This window comes from Streptomyces sp. NPDC048644, assembly GCF_043199105.1.
Lineage (GTDB): Bacteria > Actinomycetota > Actinomycetes > Streptomycetales > Streptomycetaceae > Streptomyces.
In genome coordinates, this window is the sequence record NZ_JBICVO010000004.1 from 300,770 (window position 1) to 325,899 (window position 25,130).

A 25,130-nucleotide genomic window follows, 5' to 3' on the forward strand; every position below is an offset into this window, starting at 1 on the left:
TGATGGACGCCGGACACCGCCGTCGTCCCCGCCTTCCGGGAACCCCCGATGAGGAGAACGCCATGACGCCCCCGACCACACCGGTCACGCTCGGCGGCTACGCGCTGGTCCTGCTCGTCGTCCTCGCCGCCGGCTTCGGCATCGGCCGCGCGGCCGGCACCGGCCCCGCCCCGCAGCGGGCACCCGCGCCGCACTCGCAGACATCCCCGCAGCACGCCCCGCACGCGCACCCCGAGGAGCAGTCATGACCACCGCGGTCGGAGAGCAGCACATCGAGCTGGAGATCGGCGGCATGACCTGCGCCTCGTGCGCGGCCCGCGTCGAGAAGAAGCTCAACCGCATGGAAGGCGTCACCGCCACCGTCAACTACGCCACCGAGAAGGCGAAGGTGGAGATCGCCGACGGCAGCGAGCTCGACACCGCCGACCTGATCGCCACCGTCGAGAAGACCGGCTACAGCGCCGCCCTGCCCGAACCCCCGGCCCCCGCGCCGTCCGCCCCCGGCGACGACACCCACACGCCGGGCCAGGAGGCCGACGCGCTCGCCCCGCTGCGGCAGCGGCTGCTCACCTCGCTGGTGCTGTCCGTCCCTGTGGTGCTGATGGCGATGGTGCCGGCCCTCCAGTTCACCAACTGGCAGTGGCTGTCCCTGACCCTGGCCGCCCCGGTGGTGGCGTACGGGGCCTGGCCGTTCCACCGCGCCGCGTGGACCAACCTCCGCCACGGCGCGGCCACCATGGACACCCTCATCTCGATGGGCACCCTCGCCGCGCTCGGCTGGTCGCTGTGGGCCCTGTTCTTCGGCACCGCGGGCATGCCCGGCATGACGCACCCCTTCGAGCTGACCATCGCCCGCACCGACGGCAGCGGCAGCATCTACCTGGAGGCCGCGGCCGGCGTCACCACCTTCATCCTGGCCGGACGCTACTTCGAGGCCCGCTCGAAGCGGAAGGCGGGCGCCGCGCTGCGCAGCCTGCTGGAACTGGGCGCCCGGGACGTCGCGGTGCTGCGCGAAGGACGGGAAGTCCGCATCCCCACCGCACAGTTGGCCGTGGGCGACCACTTCGTCGTACGCCCCGGGGAGAAGATCGCCACCGACGGCCGGGTCCTGGAGGGCTCGTCCGCCGTGGACGCGTCCATGCTCACCGGCGAGTCCGTCCCCGTGGAGGTCTCCCCCGGCGACACCGTCACCGGCGCCACCGTCAACGCCGGCGGCCGGCTGGTCGTCGAGGCCACCCGGGTCGGCGCCGACACCCAACTCGCCCGGATGGCGCGGCTCGTGGAGGACGCGCAGAACGGCAAGGCCGCGGCCCAGCGGCTCGCCGACAAGATCTCCGCGGTCTTCGTGCCGGTGGTCATCGCCCTGGCCGTCGGCACCCTCGGCTACTGGCTCGGCAGCGGCGCCGGCGCGTCGGCTGCCTTCACCGCGGCGGTCGCGGTGCTGATCATCGCCTGCCCGTGCGCCCTGGGCCTGGCCACCCCGACCGCCCTGATGGTCGGCACCGGACGCGGCGCCCAGCTCGGCATCCTGCTCAAGGGCCCCGAGGTCCTGGAGAGCACCCGCGCCGTCGACACCATCGTCCTGGACAAGACCGGCACGGTCACCACCGGCGTGATGACGCTGACCGGCGTCCACCTCGCCGACGGCGTGACGCGGGACGAGGCGCTGCGGCTGGCCGGCGCGCTGGAGCACGCGTCGGAGCACCCGATCGCCCGCGCCATCGCCACCGCCGCCGAAGAGGCAGGCCAGGGCCGCCCGCTGCCGGTCCCCGAGAACTTCGCGAACGTACCGGGCCTCGGCGTCCAGGGCGTCGTCGACGGCCGGGCCGTCCTGGTGGGCCGCGAGCGCCTGCTCGACGACTGGAGCCTGCCGCTGCCGCAGGAGCTGGCCGCGGCCAAGGCGGAAGCCGAGGCGGCGGGGTCCACCGCGGTCGCCGTGGCCTGGGACGGCGCGGCGCGTGCCGTGCTCGTCGTCGCCGACGCGGTCAAGCCCACCAGCGCCGAAGCGGTCCGCAGGCTGCGCGCGCTGGGCCTGACCCCGGTGCTGCTGACCGGCGACAACCGGGCGGTCGCCGAAGCGGTCGCCGCCGAGGTCGGCATCGACGAGGTCATCGCCGAGGTGCTGCCGCAGGACAAGGTGGCCGTCGTCGAGAGGCTGCGCGCCGATGGCCGCTCGGTCGCCATGGTCGGCGACGGCGTCAACGACGCCGCGGCCCTCGCCACCGCCGATCTGGGCCTGGCCATGGGCACCGGCACGGACGCCGCCATCGAGGCAGGCGACCTGACCCTGGTACGCGGCGACCTGCGCACCGCCGCGGACGCCATCCGGCTCGCCCGCGCCACCCTCGGCACCATCCGCACCAACCTCTTCTGGGCCTTCGGCTACAACGTCGCCGCCCTGCCGCTGGCCGCCGCCGGTCTGCTCAACCCGATGATCGCGGGCGCCGCGATGGCCTTCTCCTCGGTCTTCGTCGTCGGCAACAGCCTGCGCCTGCGCCGCTTCCGGCCGCTGGCGGAAGGCCACAGCGTACCCGCGGAGCCCGCCCGCCGGACGGCACGGACCGACCGGATGACCGCCGAGACCCCCCGGTAGGGTGTGGCGTCCCTCCGGCCGGGGAGTTAAAGGATCACAGTGCGGCGGTCGGATGTCTCCAGTAATGCGGCCAGAAGATTGGCAGATCACGCAACCACCGGCCGCCCGCCAGGGGTGAGACTTGTCGGATACCCATCGACCACGTACAGATCGGGAATTCATGACCGGGTCACGTGTCCTGGCTCTCGGCCATTACCAGCCATCGGGCGTGCTCACCAACGAGGATCTCGCCAAGATCGTCGACACCGACGACGCCTGGATCCGCAGCCGGGTCGGCATCCGCACCCGCCATGTGGCCGCACCCGACGAGAGCGTCGACGCGATGGCGAGCGAGGCCGCCGCCAAGGCGCTCGCCGCCGGCGGTCTGGCCGCGGACGACATCGACCTGGTCCTGGTCGCCACCTGCACGGCCACCGACCGCAGCCCGAACACCGCGGCCCGGGTCGCCGCCAAGCTGGGCCTGCGGGCCCCCGCGGCGATGGACATCAACGTCGTCTGCTCCGGCTTCACCCACGCGCTGGCCACCGCCGACCACGCCATCCGCGCGGGGTCGGCGACCCACGCCCTGGTCATCGGGGCCGAGAAGTTCACCGACGTCGTCGACTGGACGGACCGTTCGACCTGCGTGCTGGTCGGCGACGGCGCGGGCGCGGCCGTCGTCTCCGCGTCCGACGAGCCGCTGATCGGCCCCGTCGTGTGGGGCTCGGTCCCGCAGATGGGCAACGCCATCCGCATCGAAGGGGAGCCCACCCGCTTCGCCCAGGAAGGCCAGACGGTCTACCGCTGGGCCACCACCCAGCTGCCCGCCATCGCCCGCACGGTGTGCGAACGCTCCGGCATCCTCCCCGCCGACCTGGCAGGGGTCGTCCTGCACCAGGCGAACCTGCGGATCATCGAACCGGTCGCCGAACGCATCGGCGCGGTCAACGCGGTCGTCGCACGCGATGTCATCGACTCCGGCAACACCTCGGCAGCCTCGGTGCCGCTGGCCCTGTCGAAGCTGGTCGAACGGCGCGAGATCCCCTCCGGCGCCCCGGTCCTGCTCTTCGCCTTCGGCGGCAACCTCTCGTACGCGGGCCAGGTCATCCGCTGCCCGTGAGCCGCCCGGCCCTCGGGCGGCACGGAGGGCAGGCGGGCCCGCGATGTCCGAAACGTTCAATACCCCGGCGGGGCACCCTGCCTACGCTTCCCGTATGAGCACTTCGACACCGCACCTGGCAGCCATCGGCATGACCGTCGCCGACATGGCCGCATCCCTCGCCTTCTACCGCCGCCTCGGCCTGGACGTCCCCGCCGCCGCGGACACCGCCCCGCACGCCGAGGCCACGCTGCCCGGCGGGCTGCGGCTCATGTGGGACACCTACGAGACCGCGCGCGCCATCGACCCGGTCGGGGCGCCGCCGCAGGGCGGCACCCCGACCGGGCTCGCCTTCGCCTGCGAAGGACCGGCCGGCGTCGACCGCACCTACGCCGAGCTGACCGCCGCAGGGCACACCGGCGAGAAGGCCCCCTGGAACGCCTTCTGGGGCCAGCGCTACGCCGTCGTCGCGGACCCGGACGGGCACGGCGTGGACCTGTTCGCACCGCTCGACGGCTGACCGGGCGCGGGCGGGCCGGGGCGGACGGGAGTCCGGCGACCGGACCTACGGCACCTCACGCAGGTAGACCGCGCCGCACAGGAAGCAGAACGGCTCCCCTTCCGGAGAGCCCCAGACGTCGGACGGCTGGGTGGCGGCGGACTGCTCCAGCATGCGCCCGCACATCGCCTTCACCCCGTCCCGCCGGACCATGTGCCAGACCTTGACCGGGGCGCCCGCCTCCGGCGTCACGCCTTCCTCGTACTCCGCGCGCATCTCGTGCTCCATGGCACTGCACCTCCCCTCCCACGATGCGCCCAGCGGATCGCCGCCACAACGTGGCAGGTCGGGGAGAGGTGCCCCGCGGCGCGCCGTCTCAGAACACCGACCAGCCGGTCAGCGTCGTGAAGTGGTCCAGCGCGGCGGCACCCGCGACGGAGTTGCCCCGGCGGTCCAGACCCGGACTCCACACGCACAGCGTGCATCGGCCCGGCACCACGGCGATGATCCCGCCGCCGACGCCGCTCTTGGCCGGCAGCCCGACGCGGTAGGCGAACTCCCCCGCCGCGTCGTAGGTGCCGCAGGTCAGCATCACCGCGTTGATCCGTTTCGCCTCGCGCGCCTGGAGCAGCCTGGTGCCGTCGGCGCGCACGCCGTGCCGGGCGAGGAAGCCGCCTGCCGTCGCCAGATCCCGGCAGCTCATCTCGATCGAGCACTGCCAGAAGTAGTGCTCGATGACGCTGGGAACCGGATTCTCCAGGTTCCCGAAGGACGCCATGAAGTGCGCGAGCGCCGCGTTCCGGTCACCGTGGTCGGCCTCGGAACCGGCCACGGCCTGGTCGAACGCGAGATCCGGGTTGCCGCTCTCCTCCCGCAGGAAGTGCAGCATCGTGGTACTGGCGTCGCCGGTGAGGGACTGCAGCCGGTCGGTGACGACCAGCGCGCCCGCGTTGATGAACGGGTTGCGCGGGATGCCGTTCTCCCACTCCAGCTGGACCAGCGAGTTGAACGGCGTCCCGGAGGGCTCGCGGCCCACCCGCTTCCAGATGTCGTCTTCGCCGTGCGCGTGGGCCATCACCAGCGCCAGCGAGAAGGTCTTGGAGATCGACTGGACGGAGAACGGCACCTCCCAGTCGCCCACACCGTGGACCGCGCCGTTGATGTCCGCCACCGCGATCCCGAAACGGTCGGCGGAGACCCGTTCGAGCGCCGGAATGTAGTCGGCGACCTGTCCTTGTCCCGCGAACGGCCGCGCGAAGGCCGCTACCTCCTCGAGAACGGCCTGGTAGTCCATGGTCCACACGCTAACCCGGCCCCGGCAGGCTCCCCAGGGGAACCCCCGCGAGCGACCGCACCTCGCGTGCCAGGTGCGCCTGATCCGCGTATCCGGCACGGGCCGCCACCTCCGCGTACGGGACGCCGGCCCGTGCCAGTTCGAGCGCCCGCACCAGCCTGAGCACCCGGGCCAGCGTCTTGGGACCGTAGCCGAACGCGTCCAGGCAGTACCGGTGCAGCTGCCGGACCCCGAGCTGCACACCGTCGGCGGTCTCGGCCACGGAGCGGCCCTGCGCCAGGGCGCGGGTGATGGCGGCGCTGCGGGCGGACCGTCCCGCCCGTCCCGGGGGCAGGCGGTCCGACGCCTCCCGGACGCGGGCCGCCGCGATCTCCTCCAGGAGGCGGCCCGGCGCGCCGGTCGCCGCCAGCCGCCCGGTCAGCTCCCGCACCCGCGCCTCGGGCCACAGATCCGCCGGCGGGACGCGGCGGTCACGCAGGTCACGGGCGGGTACGCCGAAGACGGCCGGGCCTTGTCCCGGCGCGAAGCGCAGCCCGGTGAAGCGGGTACCCGGCCCGCCTTCCGCCATGTGCGGGCGGGTGTCGGGTCCTGCCACCAGCAGCCGCCCCGCGCCCCAGATCACGTCCATGCAGCCGTCCGGCAGCACCGCACCGCCGACCGGGCGCCGGCCGCTCGTCCACAGCACCGCGCCGTGCAGCCGGGACGCCCGCTCGCGGTACGCACCGGAAGGACCACCCGTCTCGCGCTCCGCGTCCACGTCCTCCAGCCTGGCACGGGAACCCGACGGCCGGGTGCGCCGTTGACCTTTATGACACCGATCTTCACGGAGGCAGCGATGGCAGGGTTTCTCGACCGCGCCAAGGAGCAGGCACAGAGTGCCTTCGACCAGGGCAAGCAGAAGGTCGACGAAGTACAGCAACAGCGAGCGGGCAACGACCTGCTGAAGAAGCTGGGCGCGGCGTACTACGCCGAGCGCAGCGGCAGCGGTTCCCCGGAGGCGACGCGGAACGCACTGAGCGCTCTGGAGGCGCACATCAGCGCCCATGGAGACGGCTTCCTGCGGTCCTAGATCCGACAGGGCCTGGGGCGGGGCCGCCGGGCCGCGGCCCGGCGGCCGGAAACGCTCGCACAGGAGACGAACGACCGGTCCGTTAAATACCGTTCCGGCCCGTCGAATGCCGGTCATCCCGTAGAAGCGAGGGATGAGGCGGTGCGCGGTCGGCGACCGCCGCGCACCGATCGGAGTCGGCCATGTCCGCACCGCTGTTCGCATCCCGTCTCCTCGCCGCCCTCAAGGACGAAGGGCTCGACGTCGTCGAGGTCGGCGACTGGCGGCACCACGACCGCAACGACAAGGGACCGTGGGGCCCGGTGCACGGCGTGGTCATCCACCACACCGCGACGTCCGGGGCGAAGTCGACCGTCCGGACCTGCTACGACGGCCACCCGGACCTGCCGGGACCGCTGTGCCACGGTGTGATCACCAAGGACGGCAGGGTTCATCTGGTCGGCGCCGGGCGCGCCAACCACGCGGGTCTGGGCGACGCCGATGTGCTGCGCGCGGTCATCGCGGAGAAGCTGCTGCCGCACGACGACGCGTCCGACGCAGACGGCAACCGCGCCTTCTACGGCTTCGAGTGCGAGAACCGCGGCGACGGCCACGACCCGTGGCCCGCGGTGCAGCTGACGGCGATCACGAAGGCCGCGGCGGCGGTGTGCCGGGCGCACGGCTGGAGCGAGCGCTCGGTGATCGGCCACCTGGAGTGGCAGCCGGGCAAGGTCGACCCGCGCGGCTTCCCCATGGGCCGGCTCCGCGAGCTGGTCGCCGAGCGCCTGAAGTGACCTCAGGCTGACCGGGCCGGGCGCGGCGCGCCCCGGTGGCGGTCGCGACAATGGACGGTGTGACCAGCCCCGTTTCCGGCCCCGACGCTCTGCGCCCGCTGCTGCCCTCACCGCTTCGTGAGGTCGAGGACCCGGCGTTCGCCCGGCACGGCATACGGCTGCTGCTCAAGCGGGACGATCTGATCCACACCGCGCTGCCCGGCAACAAATGGCGCAAGCTGGCGCCCAACCTGCGTGCCGCGGCGGACGCCGGCGAGCGGACCCTGCTCACGTTCGGCGGCGCGTACTCCAACCATCTGCGCGCCACCGCGGCGGCCGGCCGGCTCCTGGGCTTTGCCACCATCGGCGTCGTACGGGGCGAGGAGCTGGCCCACGCGCCGCTCAACCGGTCGCTGGCCCGCTGCGCGGCCGACGGTATGCGGCTGCACTTCATCGACCGTGCCACCTACCGCCGCTCCGGTGACCCGGAGGTGCTGGCCGCGCTGCACGACCGGTTCGGCGCGTTCCGCGTCATACCGGAGGGCGGCAGCAACGCGCTCGCCGCGCAGGGCGCCGCGGAGCTGGGCCGGGAGCTGCGCGGGGCGGCCGGCACGGCGGCGGTGCCGTGCGGGACGGGCGGCACCCTGGCGGGCCTGGCCGCGGGGCTCGGGCCGGGTCAGCGGGCCATCGGCTTCGCCGTACTCAAGGGCGGCAGCCCGCACTTCCTCCAGGGGACGGTCGAGGGGCTCCAGCGCGCGGCGTTCGGCGGGCCGCGCGGCGACTGGCGGCTGGAGGACCGGTTCTGCTGCGGCGGCTACGCCCGGCGCACCCCCGAGCTTGATGCCTTCGCCGACGCGTTCGAGGAGCGGCACGGGCTGCCGCTGGAGCGGATCTACGTCGCCAAGATGCTGCTGGGCCTGGCGGCCCTGGCCGGTGAGGGCGCCTTCGCCCCCGGCAGCGCGGTGGCCGCAGTGATCACCGGCACGCCCTGAGCCACCTGCCGGGCCGCTTCTCCTGGTGGACCCGCACAATCAGGCGCCCTCCCGATAGGCGGCGGCCTCCTCCAGGTCGAGCCGGCGCAGCAGCGTCCGCAGCATCTCGTCGTCGATCCGCCGGCTGTCGCGCAGCCGGACGAAGACCCGCCGCTCGGCGTCGATCATTTCCCTGGCCAGCCGCCGGTAGGTCTCGTCGGCCGATTCACCGGTCTCCTCGTTCACCGCGCCGAGCCGCTCCCAGACGGCGTTGCGGCGCCGTTCCATGACCGTACGCAGCCGGTCGGAGAGGGGTCCTGGCAGGGCGTTGCGCCGGTCGGCCAGCAGCTCGTCCAAGCGCGCTTCGGCGGCCCCGGATGCCTCGTTCTGCGCCTGGGCCTCGGCGAGCGTCTCGGCCTGCACGTCCCTGGCGGGGAGTTTCAGGGCACGGATCAGCGGCGGCAGCGTCAGACCCTGGACGACCAGCGTGGCGATGACGGTGGTGAAGGTCAGGAAGAGCACGAGGTTGCGGGCGGGAAACGGGCCGCCGTCGTGCACGGTGGCGGGGATGGAGAAGGCGATGGCCAACGACACCACGCCGCGCATCCCCGCCCAGCCGACGATGAGGGGCGCCGCCCAGGTCGTGTCGGGCTCCCGGTCGCGGATGCGGGACGACAGAACGCGCGGCAGGTACGTCGCGGGATAGACCCAGACGAACCGCGCCAGCACCACCACGGCGAAGACGGCGAGCGCGTACCAAGTGGCCTCGACGCCGCCGAACTCACCGAGTCCGCGCAGCACGACGGGCAGTTGGAGGCCGATCAGCGCGAAGACCGCGCACTCCAGGATGAAGGAGACGACGTTCCAGACGGCCGCCTCCTGGAGCCGGGTCTCGAAGTCGACCTGCCAGGAACGGTGCCCCAGGTAGAGGGCGACCACGACGACGGCGAGCACTCCGGAGGCGCCGACCTGCTCGGCGGCGGCGTACGCCACGAACGGGATGAGCAGCGTCAGGGTGTTCTCCAGGAGCGCCGACGCCCGCAGCCGGCGGCGCAGCCAGTGCAGCGGCACCATCAGGACGAGGCCGATCCCGATGCCTCCCAGGGCGGCGATCGCGAACTCCTCGATCCCGCGGCCCCAGGTGATGCCCACCCCGACCGCAGCGCCGAGCGCCACCTTGTAGGCGGTGATGGCGGTGGCGTCGTTCACCAGGGATTCGCCCTGGAGGATGGTGGTGATCCGGTGCGGCAGGCCGAGTTTGCGGGCGATGGCGGTGGCCGCGACGGCATCGGGCGGCGCGACGACGGCACCCAGCACCAGGGCCGCGGCCGGCGGCAGGCCGGGGATGAGGAGGTAGGCGGCGGCGCCGACGGCGACGGTCGCGAAGAGGACGTAGCCGACCGACAGCAGCGCCACGGGGCGCCAGTTGGCGCGCAGGTCGAGGTAGGAGCTTTCGAGCGCGGCGGTGTGCAGCAGCGGGGGCAGCACCAGCGGCAGCACGATGTGCGGGTCGAGGGTGTAGTCGGGGACGCCGGGGATGAAGCCGGCGGCGAGCCCCGCCGCGACCAGCATCAGGGGCGCCGGTACGGGCGTACGCCGCGCGAGCGCCGCGACCGCCGCGCTCCCCGCGATCAGCAACAGCAGCGGCATCACATCCATCGGGCCGCACCCTCCGCACCTCGTCCGTCGGCGCCGGCACACCCCGCCGCCCGTTCCGGCGATCTAACCTGGCCATCATGAGCGAGTGCACGCATGTCCTTGAGCTGCCGCGCGCCGAGCCCGCCCCGCGCAGCGCCACCTGCCTGGAGTGCCTGGCGGCTGGCAGCCACCCGGTACAGCTGCGGCTGTGCCTGGTGTGCGGGCACGTCGGCTGCTGCGACTCCTCGCCGTTCCGGCACGCCACGGAGCACTTCGAGGAAACCGGCCATCCCGTGATGCGTTCGTTCGAGCCGGGTGAGACCTGGCGGTGGTGTTTCACCGACCAGCTCCTGGTGTGAGGCTGCCGCACGGCTCCCGGCGGGCACCTCTTAGCCTGGCGGCATGATCCGCGATGCGACCCCCGCCGACGTCCCCGTCATCCTCACCATGATCCGCGAACTGGCCGCCTACGAACGGGAACCCGAGGCCGCGCGGGCCACCGAGCCGCAGTTGGCCGAGGCCCTTTTCGGCGACCGGCCCGCGGCCTTCGCGCTGATCGCGGAGACCGCCGAAGGGCCGGTGGGCTTTGCCCTGTGGTTCCAGAACTTCTCGACGTGGACGGGCACGCACGGTGTCTACCTGGAGGACCTGTACGTCCGCCCCGAGGCGCGCGGCGGCGGGCACGGCAAGGCGTTGCTGGCGGCGCTCGCCGAGCTGTGCGTGGCCCGCGGGTACGCGCGTTTCGAGTGGTCAGTCCTGGATTGGAACGAACCGTCCATCGGCTTTTACCGGTCGATCGGTGCGCAGCCCATGGACGGATGGACGGTCTTCCGGCTCACTGGAGATGCGCTGCACAACCTCGCGAAGACCTCGTGAGTCAACGGAGCGTAATCGGGAATGATTTGACTGTGCAGACCCCTAGCCACTGTGCGTACCCGTGGCCTTACAATAAGTGACAACGTCGGCCATGGGTGACCACGGGCCGGATCGTTGCCCGGACGGCAACCGTGCTCCCTCCTGGCGACACCGGCCCGGAGATCGCGATAGCGTCGCAGCCGAACCATGTGCTGCGCCGCGTCGTTCTCCTTTCACCTGACAGGAGAGACGGCCGGTACAGATGCGCCGAAACCGCACAAAAGTCACGCATACCAGCTCAACCATCTTGTGCCACCTTGGAGGTGAGGGTGTCCCAGATCGCAGGCGAGCCCGGGAATCAGGACTTCGTGGAAGTCCGTCTGCCCGCTGCGGGTGCCTACCTGTCTGTGCTGCGTACGGCCACGGCCGGACTCGCAGCCCGTTTGGACTTCACCCTCGACGAGATCGAGGATCTGCGCATCGCGGTCGACGAGGCGTGCGCCATCCTGCTCCAACAAGCCGTCCCCGGCTCCGTGCTGAGCTGCGTCTTCCGCCTCATCGACGACGCGCTACAGGTGACCGTCTCGGCGCCCACCACCGACGGGCGCGCACCCGAGCGCGACACCTTCGCCTGGACGGTGCTCTCCGCACTGGCCGGCAAGGTCGACTCCACCGTCGCCGAGGACCGTACGGTCACCATCAGCCTGTACAAGGAGCGCGGCGCCGGTCCCGGACCGTCATGACCGAACAGGGGGCCCCGTGAAAGATCTCGAACGCGGTACGGGGATGGCGCCCGGTGCGACCATCCCCGACCAGCATTCCCGGCCGCGTCCGACGGGCGCAGACGACCACGGCGGCCGGTTGGACGCGGCGGAGCAGGCGGATCACATGGACCACAGCGAGCAGCAGGGGCAGCAGCACGACCCGCGCCCACCTCAGGCACAGGACCCCCAGGGGCCGCAGGACGCCCAAGAGCCCCAGCACGCCGTGGAACCCGCGCACACCCACGATCCGCACGACCGCAACGGCGCGCGGGCGCTCTTCCTCGAGCTGCGCAAGCTCCCCGACGGCTCCGCCGAGCGCGCGGAACTCCGCAACACCCTGGTGCGGATGCATCTCCCGCTGGTCGAACACCTGGCCCGCAGGTTCCGCAACCGCGGTGAGCCCCTGGACGACCTCACCCAGGTCGCCACGATCGGTCTGATCAAGTCCGTCGACCGCTTCGACCCGGAGCGGGGCGTGGAGTTCTCCACCTACGCCACCCCGACCGTCGTCGGCGAGATCAAGCGGCACTTCCGTGACAAGGGCTGGGCGGTCCGCGTCCCGCGCCGCCTCCAGGAACTGCGCCTGTCCCTGACCACCGCGACCGCCGAGCTGTCCCAGCGCCACGGCCGTGCCCCCACGGTCCACGAACTGGCCGAGCACCTCGGGATCTCCGAGGAGGAGGTCCTGGAGGGCCTGGAGTCGGCGAACGCCTACAGCACCCTCTCCCTGGACGTCCCGGACACCGACGACGAGTCCCCCGCGGTCGCCGACACCCTCGGCGCCGAGGACGAGGCGCTGGAGGGTGTGGAGTACCGCGAATCCCTCAAGCCGCTGCTGGAGGACCTTCCGCCGCGCGAGAAGAAGATCCTGCTGCTGCGGTTCTTCGGCAACATGACCCAGTCCCAGATCGCCCAGGAGGTCGGCATCTCCCAGATGCACGTCTCGCGCCTCCTGGCCCGCACCCTGGCCCAGCTGCGCGAGAAGCTCCTCGTCGAGGAGTGAGCGCCGGCCAACGGCAGAACAGGAGGGGCGGGGCCCGCACGGACCCCGCCCCTCCCGCACGTCTCTCCTAGGAGCGCTGTTCCCGGGGGCCGATGCCGAGCGCCTCGGTGGCCGTCGGGTTGACCAGCAGGCCGAGTACCACCAGCGCCGCCACGGCGAGCACGACACCGGCCGCGATGAGGACGCCACCGCCGTTGACGAGCGTCCAGGCGACCGGCAGCGCGACGATCTGCGTGATCAGCGAAGGCCCCCGGCTCCAGCGGCGCAGCAGCCACAGGCCGCGGGCGGCGAGCAGCGGCAGCACGGCGAGCACGATCACCGTCAACGCGCCCGTCACCGCCTGCTGCGGGCTGTCGGGCGAGCCGACCAGCCCCTCGACCAGCATGAAGATGCCGAGCGCGGCCAGGGCCACCCCTTCGACCGCGGTGAGCGCGGCGGCGGCGGTCAGCCGGGCCGGCCGCGGCCCGGTCGGCTCGGGCGCCGCGGCGGCGCCGGCGGCTCGGTTCGCGGACTGTTTCTGCTGACTGCTCACCCCAGCAGGGTAGCGCCGCCGCGACGGCCGGCCCGCTCCCCGGCCCACACCCCCGTCGGCGGCCCGTTGCGGAGGTGGGCGTGCGGGCGAGTACCCGCAGGTAGGTACGCTGGCGCACATGCGCGCACTTCTCGTGGTCAATCCCGCAGCTACCACCACCAGTGCCCGCACCCGTGACGTACTGACCCACGCGCTCGCCAGCGACCTCGATCTGGAGGTCGCCGAGACCCGTTACCGCGGCCACGCCCGGGACCTCGCCCGGCAGGCCGCCGAGGACGGCAGAACCGAGCTGGTGGTGGCGCTCGGCGGCGACGGCACGGTCAACGAAGTCGTGAACGGCCTGCTGACCCACGGACCCGACCCCCAGTCCCACCCCCGCCTGGCCGTCGTACCCGGCGGCTCCACCAACGTCTTCGCCCGTGCGCTCGGCCTGCCGAACGACGTCGTGGAGGCCACCGGCGCCCTGCTGGACGCCGTGCGGGACGGCAGCGAGCGCACGGTCAGCCTGGGGCTCGCCTCGGGGACACCCGGAAGTGAGGACGAGGGCGTCCCGGCCCGCTGGTTCACCTTCTGTGCCGGCTTCGGCTTCGACGCCGGCGTCGTCGGCCGGGTCGAGCAGCAGCGCGAACGCGGCAAGCGTTCGACCCACGCCCTGTACGTGCGACAGGTCGTACGGCAGTTCCTGGGGGAGCCGAACCGCCGGCAGGGCACCATCACGCTCGAACGGCCGGGCGAGGAAGCGGGCTCGACCGAGATCGTCGAGCATCTGGCGATGTCGATAATCTGCAACACCTCTCCCTGGAGCTACCTGGGCAATCGCCCGCTGTACCCCTCCCCGGAAGCGTCGTTCGACACCGCCCTGGATCTGTTCGCACTGAGCAAGCTCTCGCCCCCCGCGGTGACCCGGTATGCCACCCAGCTGCTGACGTCAACACCGGAACGCGGCCCCCGCGGCAAGCACGCGGTGTCCCTGCACGACCTGACGGCCTTCACCTTGCATTCCCAGGTGCCTTTGCCCTTCCAGATGGACGGCGACCATCTGGGACTGCGCACGAGTGTGACGTTCACAGGCGTACGCCGTGCACTGCGTGTGATTGTGTGAGCAGTAGGGCCTAAAGTCCTTCCACTCGAACGTTTAGGCTGACTCCCACCCCCTAGAAGTACGGCTGTGACCTAGGCGACACCAAGGAATCAAAAAAAAGTTTCCAGTAGGGGTTGTATCCGTCGCCGAGGTTTGCGAGTCTCTTCATGGCGATCGGGACGGCCACTTCACCGGCCCCCTTGAGAGCCCGAATCCTTCTCCTCATCCCACAGGTCCGCACCAGTTTGCGAACTGGCACTCGGCCCTTCCCGTGCGGAGGGATTCGTGAAAGCGTTCACATTCACAAGCAACGTTCCCGTCATACGAGGAGATGGAGCAGCCATGGACTGGCGTCACCGCGCCGTTTGCCGCGAGGAAGACCCCGAGCTCTTCTTCCCCATCGGCAACACCGGTCCTGCGCTCCTGCAGATCGAGGAAGCCAAGGCCGTCTGCCGCCGCTGCCCCGTCATGGAGCAGTGCCTGCAGTGGGCGCTCGAGTCCGGTCAGGACTCCGGCGTCTGGGGTGGTCTGAGTGAGGACGAGCGCCGCGCAATGAAGCGCCGTGCAGCTCGCAACCGGGCGCGCAACGCCAGCGCCTGACACAGACTCCCCGTGGCCCCCGAGCCGCAGCGCGCAGTACCCCCGATGCGCAGAGCAACGTGAGCTTTGAGCCCCGGACCTGATGGGTCCGGGGCTTACTGCTGTCCAGGGGCGCCGCCCCTGGCGCCCTAGTTCTTCTCGGCGCGGACCGGCACGTCAAGGATCACCTGCGTGCCCCCTTCCGGCGCCGGCACCATGTCGAACGCGCCGCCCAACTCCCCCTCCACCAGGGTCCTTACGATCTGCAGCCCCAGGTTTCCGGCGCGCTGCGGGTCGAATCCGTCGGGCAGCCCCCGGCCGTTGTCCTGGACGGTGACCAGCAGTCGCGGTTCCGTACGGCTGCCGCCGCGTACCGCGCCGACCTCGACCGTGCCGTGTTCACTCTGGTCGAAGGCGTGCTCCAGGGCGTTCTGCAGCACCTCGGTCAGCACCATCGACAACGGGGTGGCGACCTCGGCGTCCAGGATGCCGAAGCGTCCGGTGCGGCGGGCGGTCACCTTGCCGGGCGAGATCTCGGCGACCATGGCGAGGACCCGGTCGGCGATCTCGTCGAACTCGACCCGTTCGTCCAGCGTCTGGGACAGCGTCTCGTGCACGATCGCGATCGAACCGACCCTGCGTACCGCCTCGTTGAGTGCCTCGCGGCCCTGCTCGGAATCCATCCGGCGCGACTGGAGGCGCAACAGCGCGGCGACGGTCTGCAGATTGTTCTTCACCCGGTGGTGGATCTCCCGGATGGTGGCGTCCTTGGTGATCAATTCGCGCTCGCGGCGGCGGAGTTCGGTGACGTCCCGCAGCAGGACCAGCGAACCGATGTGCGTGCCCTTGGGCTTGAGCGGGATGGCGCGCAACTGGATCACGCCCTCCTCGCCCTCCACCTCGAACTCCCTGGGCGCCCAGCCGCTGGCGAGTTTGACCAGCGCCTCGTCCACCGGGCCCCGGGCCGGGGCGAGTTCGGCGGTCGCCTGGCCGAGGTGGTGTCCTACGAGGTCGGCGGCGAGGCCGAGCCGGTGGTAGGCGGAGAGCGCGTTGGGGCTGGCGTACTGGACGACGCCGTCCGCGTCGAGGCGGATCAGGCCGTCGCCCGCGCGCGGGGACGCGTCCATGTCGACCTGCTGCCCGGGGAAGGGAAACGTTCCAGCAGCGATCATCTGGGCCAGGTCGGACGCGCTCTGCAGGTAGGTGAGCTCCAGCCGGCTGGGGGTGCGCACCGTGAGCAGATTGGTGTTGCGGGCGATCACTCCGAGTACCCGGCCCTCGCGGCGGACCGGGATGGACTCGACGCGGACCGGCACCTCCTCGCGCCATTCCGGGTCGCCCTCGCGCACGATCCGGCCCTCGTCCAGCGCGGAGTCCAGCATCGGACGGCGGCCACGGGGCACCAGGTGGCCCACCATGTCGTCCTGGTAGGAGGTGGGCCCGGTGTTCGGGCGCATCTGGGCCACCGATACGTACCGCGTGCCGTCGAGAGTGGGAACCCACAGCACGAGGTCGGCGAAGGACAGATCGGACAGCAGCTGCCATTCCGAGACCAGCAGGTGCAACCATTCAAGGTCGGAATCGCTCAGAGCGGTGTGCTGGCGTACGAGATCGTTCATGGAGGGCACACAGGGGAGCCTACCGGCGTACGGTGTATCTGTTCTCCTGCACGGGCATGGACAGATCAGAATGGTCTAGTCCACAATATCTCTGGTAAAGACCTCCGTTCTCCCCGCACAGGAGAGCGGATCGAGGCCGACGCGCTCTCTGCCCTGACTGCGCCGAGGTCTCCGATCGACCGGTTCCCGGACGGGCGCTCCCCTACCGCACTTGGGGTGCGCACTCCGCCCTACGGAACCGGCCGATGAAGCTCCGGGCTGCGGTGCCGGACAGGTTGAGGGTCCTGTCCCGGCGCCGCGGCCCGCGGGTGTTTCGGGGCCCGGCCCGCCCTTCGGCCCGCGCCCGGCTCAGGGGCCGTCCGGCCAGACCTTCATCGCCAGCCCGGCGATCGCCTCCAGCGCCGTACGCTCGGCGCCGTCCCTCGCCTGCTGTGACATTCCCTGGATCACCGCGCCCACGTAATGGGCCAGCGCGGGCGCGTCCGTGTCCACGGGGAGCGCGCCGGACGCCATGTCCGCGCGGATGCGGCTCTCGATCCCGTCGATGTTCGCCAGCCGCATCGCGCGCAGCTCGTCGGCCACATCGGCGGACGCCGGTGCGGTGTTCTGGGCGGCACTGATCACCAGGCAGCCGCGCGGGCGGCCGGGCAGGGTGTATTCGACCGCCGCCTCGCGCAGCGCCCGCTCGACACCCCGGCGGGCGGTCGGCTCCTCGGTCATCGCACGGTCGAGGAAGCCGCCGTGGAGCCGGCCGTACTCGGCCACCACCTCGCGGAAGAGCGCCTGCTTGTCGCCGAAGGCGGCGTACAGGCTGGGGGCGCTGATCCCCATCGTGCGGGTCAGATCGGAGATCGAGGTCGCTTCGTAGCCCTGCTCCCAGAAGGACCGCACCGCTTTCTCCAGCGCCGTCTCCCGGTCGAAGGACCGGGGCCGGCCGCGCTGCTTCGTTTCCTTGGTCGCCATGCCTTGAATTCTATAGCGGACGGTACGGAAGCGTGCTACGGTTTTTCTGTAGCGGGCGATACATAAAGTATGGCACGGCGCTCGCTGCAGTGATCGACGCTGACCGAGGGGCCGGGCGCGCGAGCGAACGGTCGCGACGACGAGGGGGCAGGAGCGATGAGCGCACGGAACGGCAGGACCGCGCTGGTGACAGGCGGCAGCAGGGGGATCGGCCGGGCCGTATCGGAACGACTGGCGCGGGACGGCGCGCGGGTCGCCGTGCACTACGGACACGACGCGACCGCGGCGAAGGAGACCGTGACGGCCATCGAGGCCGCGGGCGGCCAAGCCTTCGCCGTACACGCCGAGTTGGGCGTACCGGGCGGCGCCGAGGCATTGTGGGAAGCGTTCGACGCCCAGGCGGACGGCCTGGACATCCTGGTCAACAACGCCGGGGCCAACAGCAGGGCGGACGGCATCACGCGGGTCTCCGAAGCGGAATTCGACCGGCTCTTCGCGCTCAACACCAAGGCACCGTTCTTCCTCACCCGGCTCGGCCTGCCGCGGCTGCGGGACGGCGGCCGGATCATCAACACCTCCACGAGCCTGACGCGCGGCACGGCCAAGCCCGAGCTGATCGCGTATGCCATGAGCAAGGGCGCCCTCGACGTCTTCACCTCGACGCTGGCCAAGGAGCTGGGCCCGCGCGGGATCACGGTCAACGCCGTGGCGCCGGGCGCCGTCGACACGGAGATGAATGCCCACTGGCTGCGCGGGGAGGCGAATTCCGGGGCGCGGACGGCGACGCGGGCGATATCCCCGCTCGGCCGGGTCGCGGAGGCCGGCGATGTCGCGGACATCGTGGCATTCCTGGCCTCGGACGACAGCCGCTGGGTGACGGGCCAGTGGATCGACGCCACCGGTGGCGCCCAACTGTAGGGGCGGGAAGCCGGATGGCAGCGGGCGGGACGGGAGTCACCTCACGCCTCCGCAGGGGCAGGACGACTTCCATCGGGCCGCCTCACCACCGGGCCTGGCGGGCCTCCCTCTGATAGATTGGTCTATACCACATGAGTCCATTCTCCAGAACGGCAGGCCAAGCGTGGAAGTTGTCATCGTCCCGGACGCCAAGGCAGGCGGCGAACTCATCGCGGAGGCCATCGCCACCCTGGTGCGCCGCAAGCCCGACGCTCTGCTCGGCGTGGCCACCGGCTCGACCCCGTTGCCCATCTACGAAGCGCTCGCGGCGAAGGTCAAGACCGGTGCCGTGGACGCCTCGCGGACCCGTATCTGCCAGCTCGACGAGTACGTCGGCCTGCCCGCGGGGCACCCCGAGTCCTACCGTTCGGTGGTGCTGCGCGAGGTCGTCGAGCCGCTCGGCCTCGGCCAGGAGTCCTTCATGGGCCCCGACGGCTCGGCCGATGACGTCCAGGGCGCCTGCGAGGCGTACGACCGCGCGCTGCGGGAAGCCGGCGGAGTGGACCTTCAGCTCCTCGGCATCGGCACGGACGGCCACATCGGCTTCAACGAGCCGTGCTCCTCGCTCGCTTCGCGTACCCGCATCAAGACCCTGACCCAGCAGACCCGGGAGGACAACGCCCGGTTCTTCGACCGCCTCGACGAGGTGCCGCACCACGTCATCACGCAGGGCATCGGCACCATTCTGGAGGCCCGTCACCTGGTGCTGCTGGCCACGGGCGCGGGCAAGGCGGACGCCGTGGCGCAGTCCGTCGAAGGTCCGGTCGCCGCGCTGGTGCCGGCCTCGGCGCTCCAGTTGCACCCGCACGCCACGGTCGTCGTCGACGAGGCCGCGGCGTCGAAGCTGAAGCTCGCCGGGTACTTCCGTGCCACCTACGCGGCCAAGCCGGACTGGCAGGGCATCTAGGCACATCGGCAGAAAAACGCCGAAGCGGCCGGGTGCTCCTGGGAGGGGCACCCGGCCGCTGTGTGTGCGGTGGCGGGGCGGGCCGAGGCGGGCGAACGAGGAGGCTCGGCCTGTTCGGGCCGGGGCGGTGCGGTCGGCCCGCTCGGCGCGGGTCGACCGGCCCGGTCAGCCCGCCGGTTCGGCCGGGTGGGACGGGGCCGATTCCGTGAGGGCTTCGACGGCGGCCTGGGCGCAGACGCGGGCGGCGCCGTGGGTGGCGAGGTGGAGCGCACCGCACGGGGGTGCCTGCGGGACGCCCATCTCGACGACGACGGTGTCGGGGCGGGCAGCGATGAGGGCGTCGAGGGCGTCGGCCATCCAGGGATGGCGGTGGACGTCGCGGACGACGGCGACGATCCGGCGTCGGCCGGCGGCCGTGACCAGGCCGGCGACCAGGCTGCCGGTGCCGTCGGCGGCGGCAGCCTCGGCGGTGTAGGAGGCGGTGTCGGTGCCGGGCAGGAGGCGGGCCAGTTCGGCGGCGACGCCCCAGGGGGTTTCGTGACCCACCGCGATGTTCGCGAGGGGGGTGAAGGCGGCGACGTAGGCGGGGGAGGTGAGCGGGGTGAAGGGTTCCCTGGCGGTGCGGCGCAGTGCGCGGCGCGCGGCGGCCAGCCCGGCCTCGGGTGCGGGCGCGGTCCCCTCCCCCGCGCCCGCACGCCGGGTCCAGCGCGCCAGAGCGCGCACCCGTGCTGCGGCGTCGGCGAGCCGCTTCTCCGACAGCTCGCCGTCACGCACCGCCCTCACCAACGCGTCGCGCAGCCGCAGCACGGTGTCTTCGTCGGCCAGGCCGCCGCCGACACAGATCGCGTCGGCGCCGGCCGCGATGGCCAGTACGCTGCCGCGTTCGATGCCGTAGGTGGCCGCGATGGCCCGCATCTCCATTCCGTCGGTGACGATCAGCCCGTCGAAGCCGAGTCCGCCGTCGGCCGCCGGGGCGCGCAGCAGTCCGTGCAGGGCGGCGGCGCTGAGTGTGGCGGGGCGGGTGCCGTCCAGGGCGGGCAGCAGGATGTGCGCGCTCATGACGGCCTTGGTACCGGCTGCGATGGCGGCGCGGAACGGCACCAGTTCGCGTCCCTGGAGGGTGGTCAGGTCGGCGGCGATCCGCGGCAGGTCGTGGTGCGAGTCGACGGAGGTATCGCCGTGGCCGGGGAAGTGCTTGGTGCAGGCGGCGACCCCGGCGGACTGCATGCCGTCCACGTACGCGGCGGTGTGCCGGGCGACGAGTGCCGGGTCCGCGCCGAAGGAGCGGACGCCGATGACGGGATTGGAGGGGTTGGAGTTGACGTCGGCGGCGGGCGCCCAGTTGAGGTTGACGCCGCAGGCGGCCAGGCGGCGGCCGAGTTCGCGGGCGACCTGGCGGGTCAGCGCGGTGTCGTCGACGGCGCCGAGTGCGAGGTTGCCGGGGAAGGAGGAGCCGCCGCGGACTTCCAGGCGGGTGACGTCGCCGCCCTCTTCGTCGATGGCGACGAGGACGTCCTCGCGTTCCGCGCGCAACTGCGCCGTGAGCGCGGCGAGTTGTCCGGGGTCCGCGACATTGCGGCCGAAGACACCGACGGACGCCAGGCCCTCGTCGAGCCGGCGGAGCAGCCAGTCGGGGGCGCTGGTGCCGGTGAAGCCGGGCTGGAGGACGGCGAGTGCGTCCCGGGTCAGGGTGTCAGCGGAGGATACGAGGGTGGTCATGGGCTGCGTCATCCCTTCACTGCGCCGGAGGTGAGACCGCCGACCGCCTTGCGTTGGAGGAACAGGAAGAGGATCAGGATGGGGATGGCGAAGATGGACGCGGCGGCCATGGTGGCACCCCAGTCGTCACCGAACTGGCTCTGGAACTGCGAGAGCCACAGCGGCAGGGTGCCCTTGGCGGGTTCCTTGTTGAGGACGAGCACGAGCGGGAACTCGTTCCATGCCGTGATGAAGCCGAAGAGGGAGGTGGCCATCAGCCCGGGGGCGAGCAGCGGGAAGACGACCTTGACGAACGCCTGGCGCCGCGTGCAGCCGTCGACCATCGCCGATTCCTCCAGCTCCTTGGGGACGGCTGCGACGTAGCCGCGCAGGGTCAGGAGGGTGAAGGGAAGGACCATCAGCATGTAAAAGCAGGTGAGCGGTACGAGGCTGTTGAGCATGTCCGCGTCCCTGACGATCATGTAGATCGAGATGACCATGACCTCCCAGGGCGCCATCTGGGCGACCATGAAGGTCAGCAGGATGCCCTTGCGGCCCTTGAAGCGCATGCGGGTGATGGCGAAGGAGCCGCAGAGCGCGATCAGCAGGGAGAGGCCGACGGCGAGCACGGTCACCACGACGGAATTCCCGGCGAGGGTCCAGAAGTTGGGCGCGGAGACGGCTGTGACGAAGTGCTCGAAGGTGCCGTTGACGGGGAACCACACGGGTTCGTCGCTGATGATGTCGCCGGTCGGCTTGAACGCCGTGTTGAACATCCAGTAGACGGGGAAGACGAATCCGATGGCGAGCACGATCGCCGTCGCGTTGGGCCAGATACGGCCGGCGAGCGAGCGCTTCACAGCTCGTCCTCCTCTTGCTTGAGGGTCAGGCGCAGGTAGTAGGCGGTCATGCCGAGCAGCACGAGGATCGTCAGCAGCGAGATCGCGGCGCCCATGCCGAAGTGGAGGTTGCCGACACCCTCGGTGAAGGCGTAGATCGGCAGCGTCTCGGTGAGGCGGTCGGGGCCGCCCTTGTTGATCGCGAAGATCTGCGGGAACGCCTTGAAGACCCAGATGATTTCGAGGAACGTCGTGGCGAGGAAGAAGGGCTTGAGGAAGGGGAAGGTCACCGAGGTGAAGACCTTCCAGGTGCCGGCGCCGTCCATGCGTGCGGCTTCGTACAGCTCCTTGGGGATCGTGGTGGTGGCGGCGTAGAGGTTCAGTGCCACGAAGGGCAGGGACATCCACACGATCAGGAGGGTGATGACGAAGAAGGTGGAGAGCTGGGTGCCGACCCAGTCGTAGTGGGCCATGGAGTGCCAGCCGAGCTTGTCCAGCACCCAGTTGGCGACGCCGTAGCGGGAGTCGAAGAGCCACTGGAAGACGGTGGTGGCGGCGACGACGGGCATCGCCCAGGCGAGCACCAGCGCGACGGACAGGGTCAGCCGCATCTTCTTGCCGAGGCGGGCGAGGAGCAGCCCGATCAGCACGCCGATGACCATGATCAGGACGACGTTGACGGCGGTGAAGACGATGGTCCTGAGGGTGACCCGCCAGAACTCCTCGTTGCCCAGGACCTGTTGGAAGTTGTCGGTGCCGTTCCAGACCGTGAGGTGCTGGATCAGCTCCTTCATGTTGAGGGTCTGGAAGGAGAGCAGGACGTTGCGCACCATCGGCCAGCCCAGGAAGGCCGCGGTGGCGAGCAGAGCGGGGAGCAACAGCAGGTAGGGCGCGCCGCGGGCGACCCGCGAACGTCGGCTGCCGGTACTGCGGCCGGCCGGCGGGGCGCCGCCCTTGCCGATCCGCGGCGCGGTCTTCTCCACCGCGTCGTCGAGCTGCACTGCCATGGCCCTCTGCTCCCCTTTTCCCCGTAGGTACCGGTGTCGCACACGCTGCGGTACGGGCCGGGGACGACCGGCCCGTACCTGGCAGGGTGGTTACTGCTGGGCCAGCCGCTTGTTGATCTCCCCGTCGACGGCCTTGGCCGCGTCGGACGGCGTCTTACCGCTGAGGACCGCGGTCATGTAGTTCTTGATCGGGTTCGGCACGTTCTCCACGGCGGCCCACTGCGGGATCAGCGGCGTGGTGCCGCCGGCCTTCGCCGCCGCGGGGGCAGCCGCCTCGGCCGCCGGGTTGCCCTTCGCCGCGTCCGCCAGGTCGGGCGACTTGGGGGTCCAGCCGACCTCCTTGACCATCTGGGCGTCGGCCTTCTTCGAGAGGGCGACCTTGAGGAACGCCTTGGCGAGTTCCTGCTTCTGACTGCCGCCCGCGACCGCGAAGTTGGAGCCGCCGAGGAAGACGCCCTCGGGCTTGTCCTCGGTCTCACCGGGGATGGTGAAGAAGCCGATGTCGTCCTTGATCTTCGGGTTGGCCTTGACGGCGGTCGCGGCCTCGTAGCCCATGGCGATGACGGCGCCGGTCTTGCCCTTGGCGAAGACCTCGGCCTGCTGGGGCGTGGCCTCGTCCTTGTTCTTGGGGGCGGAGCTGAAGGACTGGTACGTCTTGTAGATGTCCATGGCCTTGGCGACCTTGGGGTCACCGAGGTTGGAGACCCACTTGCCGCCCTCCTGCTTCACCAGCTTCGCGCCGGTGCCGATGGTCAGGCCGTCGAAGAAGTACCAGTTCTGGCCGGGCAGATAGAGCGGCTCGGCCTGGGTCTTCTTCTTGATGGTGTCGAGGTCCTTGAAGAACGCGCTGCGCGTCTTGGGGGTTCCCTCGATGCCCGCGTCGGCCCAGACCTTCTTGTTGTACATGACGACGCGGTTGCCCGCGTACCACGGAAGGGCGTACTGCTTCCCGTCCGCCATCGCGGCCTTGTTGAAGGTGTCGCTCCAGTCGGAGCCGATCTCCTTCTTGAGGTCGCCGAGGTCGAGCAGGGCGCCGGCCTTGGCGTACGCGGCGGTCTGGGTGTTGCCGATCTCCACCACGTCCGGCGGGGTGTCCTCGGAGAGGGCGGTGGTCAGCTTCTGCTGGATTCCCTCCCACTGCTGGACCTTGAAGTCGACGGTGGCGCCGGTCTTCTTCTTGAATTCCTTGGAGACCTGCTCGGTCCACTGCGCCGGGTTGGATCCGTCCATCACCCAAACGGTGAGCTTCTGCCCCTTGAAGCCATCGGCTCCGTCCGTGCTGTTGCCGCTGGACCCACAGGCAGCGACACTCACCAGCATTCCCGCGACCGCCGTCGCTGCTATGAGCCCACGCTTCATTGCGCTCTCCCCTAAAGGCCGGGTGTGGTCTTTAATGGTTTAGACCAGTGCCCGCAGCTTGGCCTAGACCTTTTGGGGTGTCAAGGGTGTATAAGAGTCGCTGTCGGCTCCGTTACCGGACCGACATCTGCCGGGCGGGGACCTGCGAGAGAGCACGCGGATCCCACCCGTGCCACGATGTGAGCCGCAATGTACGGAGGAGCCGGTGACGGCAGCGCGACAGGGGTCGGAAGGGCGGGTCATGGAGACCGACGGGGGCAGCGCGGAGAGCAGTGGAAGCGCCACGCGCACCGCTCGTGTACCCAAGTACTACCGCCTCAAGCGGCACTTGCTGGAGATCACCGAGACCCTGCCGCCCGGCACCCCGGTCCCGCCCGAGCGTGCGCTCGCCGCGGAGTTCGACACCTCCCGCACGACCGTCCGCCAGGCACTCCAGGAACTGGTCGTCGAGGGCCGCCTGGAGCGTATCCAGGGCAAGGGCACCTTCGTCGCCAAACCGAAGGTTTCGCAGGCGCTGCAACTGACCTCCTACACCGAGGACATGCGCGCCCAGGGTCTCGAACCGGCCTCGCAGCTCCTCGACATCGGCTATGTCACCGCCGACGACCGGCTGGCCGGGCTGCTGGACATCGCCGCGGGCGGCCGGGTGCTGCGCATCGAACGGCTGCGGCTGGCCAGCGGCGAACCGATGGCCATCGAGATCACCCACCTGTCGGCCAAGCGGTTCCCCGCGCTGCGCCGCAACCTCGTCAAGTACACGTCCCTCTACACCGCGCTGGCCGAGGTCTACGACGTGCGCCTCGCGGAGGCGGAGGAGACCATCGAGACCTCGCTGGCCACGCCCCGCGAGGCGGGTCTGCTGGGCACCGACGTCGGCCTGCCGATGCTGATGCTGTCCCGGCATTCCCGTGACGCCCAGGGGCAGCCGGTGGAGTGGGTGCGCTCGGTCTACCGCGGCGACCGCTACAAGTTCGTCGCCAGGCTGCGCCGCCCGGCCGACTGAAACCCCGCGGTACGGCGGGGTTTCGGCCACCGCCGTACCGCCAGGGCCGCACGGAATCCGGACGGGCCGC

At 71.1% G+C, this 25,130-nt stretch carries 27 protein-coding genes; 16 read left to right on the plus strand and 11 right to left on the minus strand.

The annotated features are described in order from the left end of the window. Positions 1-62 precede the first annotated feature (62 nt). The 4 genes from ACGFNI_RS10975 (at position 63) to ACGFNI_RS10990 (ending at position 4,191) form a co-directional block, all read left to right on the plus strand. The gene (locus ACGFNI_RS10975) at positions 63-248 is read left to right on the plus strand and encodes a hypothetical protein (protein WP_393682570.1); all 186 of its coding nucleotides are present in this window, start codon (positions 63-65) and stop codon (positions 246-248) included. Next, positions 245-2,593, plus strand: a complete 2,349-nt coding sequence (locus ACGFNI_RS10980) for a heavy metal translocating P-type ATPase (RefSeq protein ID WP_393682571.1) — start codon at positions 245-247, stop codon at positions 2,591-2,593. The genes ACGFNI_RS10975 and ACGFNI_RS10980 overlap by 4 nt, the downstream gene beginning before the upstream one ends. A 160-nt stretch (positions 2,594-2,753) precedes the next feature. Further along, a complete protein-coding gene (locus ACGFNI_RS10985) occupies positions 2,754-3,692 on the plus strand; it encodes a beta-ketoacyl-ACP synthase III (protein WP_393682572.1) in 939 nt (312 codons plus the stop codon). A gap of 94 nt (positions 3,693-3,786) precedes the next feature. Then, positions 3,787-4,191: a VOC family protein gene (locus ACGFNI_RS10990; protein WP_393682573.1), complete on the plus strand. Its 405-nt coding sequence runs from the start codon at positions 3,787-3,789 to the stop codon at positions 4,189-4,191. A gap of 45 nt (positions 4,192-4,236) precedes the next feature. On the opposite strand, the gene ACGFNI_RS10995 is transcribed toward ACGFNI_RS10990, so the two are convergent. The 3 genes from ACGFNI_RS10995 to ACGFNI_RS11005 form a co-directional block, all read right to left on the minus strand. Continuing rightward, positions 4,237-4,458, minus strand: coding sequence for a hypothetical protein (locus tag ACGFNI_RS10995; protein ID WP_393682575.1), 222 nt, complete (start codon positions 4,456-4,458; stop codon positions 4,237-4,239). An 88-nt stretch (positions 4,459-4,546) separates the two neighbouring features. Then, positions 4,547-5,464, minus strand: coding sequence for a glutaminase (locus ACGFNI_RS11000; RefSeq protein ID WP_393682577.1), 918 nt, complete (start codon positions 5,462-5,464; stop codon positions 4,547-4,549). 10 nt (positions 5,465-5,474) lie between these two features. Beyond that, a complete protein-coding gene (locus ACGFNI_RS11005) occupies positions 5,475-6,221 on the minus strand; it encodes a helix-turn-helix domain-containing protein (RefSeq protein ID WP_393682578.1) in 747 nt (248 codons plus the stop codon). Between the two features lie 78 nt (positions 6,222-6,299). On the opposite strand from ACGFNI_RS11005, the gene ACGFNI_RS11010 reads away from it, so the two are divergent. The 3 genes from ACGFNI_RS11010 (at position 6,300) to ACGFNI_RS11020 (ending at position 8,277) form a co-directional block, all read left to right on the plus strand. Further along, entirely contained in the window at positions 6,300-6,533 is a 234-nt protein-coding gene (locus tag ACGFNI_RS11010) for a hypothetical protein (RefSeq protein WP_393682580.1), read from the plus strand. A 182-nt stretch (positions 6,534-6,715) separates the two neighbouring features. Beyond that, positions 6,716-7,306 carry an N-acetylmuramoyl-L-alanine amidase gene (locus tag ACGFNI_RS11015; protein ID WP_393682581.1) on the plus strand — a complete coding sequence of 197 codons (591 nt, stop codon included), beginning with the start codon at positions 6,716-6,718 and terminating at the stop codon, positions 7,304-7,306. Between the two features lie 50 nt (positions 7,307-7,356). Beyond that, positions 7,357-8,277, plus strand: a complete 921-nt coding sequence (locus ACGFNI_RS11020) for a 1-aminocyclopropane-1-carboxylate deaminase/D-cysteine desulfhydrase (RefSeq protein ID WP_393683032.1) — start codon at positions 7,357-7,359, stop codon at positions 8,275-8,277. Positions 8,278-8,316: 39 nt separating this feature from the next. On the opposite strand, the gene ACGFNI_RS11025 is transcribed toward ACGFNI_RS11020, so the two are convergent. After that, entirely contained in the window at positions 8,317-9,915 is a 1,599-nt protein-coding gene (locus ACGFNI_RS11025; RefSeq protein WP_393682582.1) for a Na+/H+ antiporter, read from the minus strand. 77 nt (positions 9,916-9,992) lie between these two features. On the opposite strand from ACGFNI_RS11025, the gene ACGFNI_RS11030 reads away from it, so the two are divergent. The 4 genes from ACGFNI_RS11030 to ACGFNI_RS11045 all read left to right on the plus strand — a co-directional run bounded on the left by ACGFNI_RS11030 (position 9,993) and on the right by ACGFNI_RS11045 (position 12,516). After that, on the plus strand, positions 9,993-10,253 hold the full coding sequence (locus tag ACGFNI_RS11030; protein WP_393682583.1) for a UBP-type zinc finger domain-containing protein: 261 nt from the start codon (positions 9,993-9,995) through the stop codon (positions 10,251-10,253). Positions 10,254-10,296: 43 nt separating this feature from the next. Further along, positions 10,297-10,770, plus strand: coding sequence for a GNAT family N-acetyltransferase (locus ACGFNI_RS11035; protein WP_393682585.1), 474 nt, complete (start codon positions 10,297-10,299; stop codon positions 10,768-10,770). A gap of 308 nt (positions 10,771-11,078) precedes the next feature. Continuing rightward, positions 11,079-11,492 (plus strand): anti-sigma regulatory factor, encoded by a 414-nt coding sequence (locus ACGFNI_RS11040; RefSeq protein ID WP_052860744.1) that lies wholly within the window; start codon positions 11,079-11,081, stop codon positions 11,490-11,492. Between the two features lie 43 nt (positions 11,493-11,535). Beyond that, positions 11,536-12,516, plus strand: coding sequence for an RNA polymerase sigma factor SigF (locus ACGFNI_RS11045; protein WP_393683034.1), 981 nt, complete (start codon positions 11,536-11,538; stop codon positions 12,514-12,516). A gap of 67 nt (positions 12,517-12,583) precedes the next feature. Here ACGFNI_RS11045 and ACGFNI_RS11050 read toward each other — a convergent pair whose 3' ends face one another. Further along, positions 12,584-13,048, minus strand: coding sequence for a hypothetical protein (locus tag ACGFNI_RS11050; RefSeq protein ID WP_393682587.1), 465 nt, complete (start codon positions 13,046-13,048; stop codon positions 12,584-12,586). Positions 13,049-13,166: 118 nt separating this feature from the next. Here ACGFNI_RS11050 and ACGFNI_RS11055 point away from each other — a divergent pair, with 118 nt between their 5' ends. Next, a complete protein-coding gene (locus ACGFNI_RS11055) occupies positions 13,167-14,150 on the plus strand; it encodes a diacylglycerol/lipid kinase family protein (protein WP_393682589.1) in 984 nt (327 codons plus the stop codon). Between the two features lie 321 nt (positions 14,151-14,471). Then, positions 14,472-14,729, plus strand: coding sequence for a WhiB family transcriptional regulator (locus tag ACGFNI_RS11060; protein ID WP_003983230.1), 258 nt, complete (start codon positions 14,472-14,474; stop codon positions 14,727-14,729). 128 nt (positions 14,730-14,857) lie between these two features. Here the strand turns inward: ACGFNI_RS11060 and ACGFNI_RS11065 are convergent, their stop codons facing one another. Together ACGFNI_RS11065 and ACGFNI_RS11070 are read right to left on the minus strand one after the other, a co-directional pair. Beyond that, entirely contained in the window at positions 14,858-16,327 is a 1,470-nt protein-coding gene (locus tag ACGFNI_RS11065; protein WP_393683036.1) for a sensor histidine kinase, read from the minus strand. Positions 16,328-16,675: 348 nt separating this feature from the next. Further along, positions 16,676-17,290 (minus strand): TetR/AcrR family transcriptional regulator, encoded by a 615-nt coding sequence (locus ACGFNI_RS11070; RefSeq protein WP_393682591.1) that lies wholly within the window; start codon positions 17,288-17,290, stop codon positions 16,676-16,678. Between the two features lie 156 nt (positions 17,291-17,446). On the opposite strand from ACGFNI_RS11070, the gene ACGFNI_RS11075 reads away from it, so the two are divergent. Together ACGFNI_RS11075 and nagB are read left to right on the plus strand one after the other, a co-directional pair. Next, a complete protein-coding gene (locus tag ACGFNI_RS11075; protein WP_393682593.1) occupies positions 17,447-18,208 on the plus strand; it encodes an SDR family oxidoreductase in 762 nt (253 codons plus the stop codon). 163 nt (positions 18,209-18,371) lie between these two features. Next, entirely contained in the window at positions 18,372-19,154 is a 783-nt protein-coding gene (gene nagB / locus ACGFNI_RS11080) for a glucosamine-6-phosphate deaminase (protein ID WP_393682595.1), read from the plus strand. 165 nt (positions 19,155-19,319) lie between these two features. Here the strand turns inward: nagB and ACGFNI_RS11085 are convergent, their stop codons facing one another. The 4 genes from ACGFNI_RS11085 to ACGFNI_RS11100 all read right to left on the minus strand — a co-directional run bounded on the left by ACGFNI_RS11085 (position 19,320) and on the right by ACGFNI_RS11100 (position 24,057). Further along, positions 19,320-20,873 (minus strand): glycoside hydrolase family 3 protein, encoded by a 1,554-nt coding sequence (locus tag ACGFNI_RS11085; protein WP_393682597.1) that lies wholly within the window; start codon positions 20,871-20,873, stop codon positions 19,320-19,322. Between the two features lie 8 nt (positions 20,874-20,881). After that, positions 20,882-21,712: a carbohydrate ABC transporter permease gene (locus ACGFNI_RS11090; protein ID WP_393682599.1), complete on the minus strand. Its 831-nt coding sequence runs from the start codon at positions 21,710-21,712 to the stop codon at positions 20,882-20,884. Continuing rightward, entirely contained in the window at positions 21,709-22,698 is a 990-nt protein-coding gene (locus tag ACGFNI_RS11095) for a carbohydrate ABC transporter permease (RefSeq protein ID WP_393682601.1), read from the minus strand. The genes ACGFNI_RS11090 and ACGFNI_RS11095 overlap by 4 nt, the downstream gene beginning before the upstream one ends. A 90-nt stretch (positions 22,699-22,788) precedes the next feature. Further along, positions 22,789-24,057 carry an extracellular solute-binding protein gene (locus ACGFNI_RS11100; RefSeq protein WP_393682603.1) on the minus strand — a complete coding sequence of 423 codons (1,269 nt, stop codon included), beginning with the start codon at positions 24,055-24,057 and terminating at the stop codon, positions 22,789-22,791. Between the two features lie 241 nt (positions 24,058-24,298). On the opposite strand from ACGFNI_RS11100, the gene ACGFNI_RS11105 reads away from it, so the two are divergent. Continuing rightward, positions 24,299-25,060 carry a GntR family transcriptional regulator gene (locus ACGFNI_RS11105; protein ID WP_393682605.1) on the plus strand — a complete coding sequence of 254 codons (762 nt, stop codon included), beginning with the start codon at positions 24,299-24,301 and terminating at the stop codon, positions 25,058-25,060. Positions 25,061-25,130 lie beyond the last annotated feature (70 nt).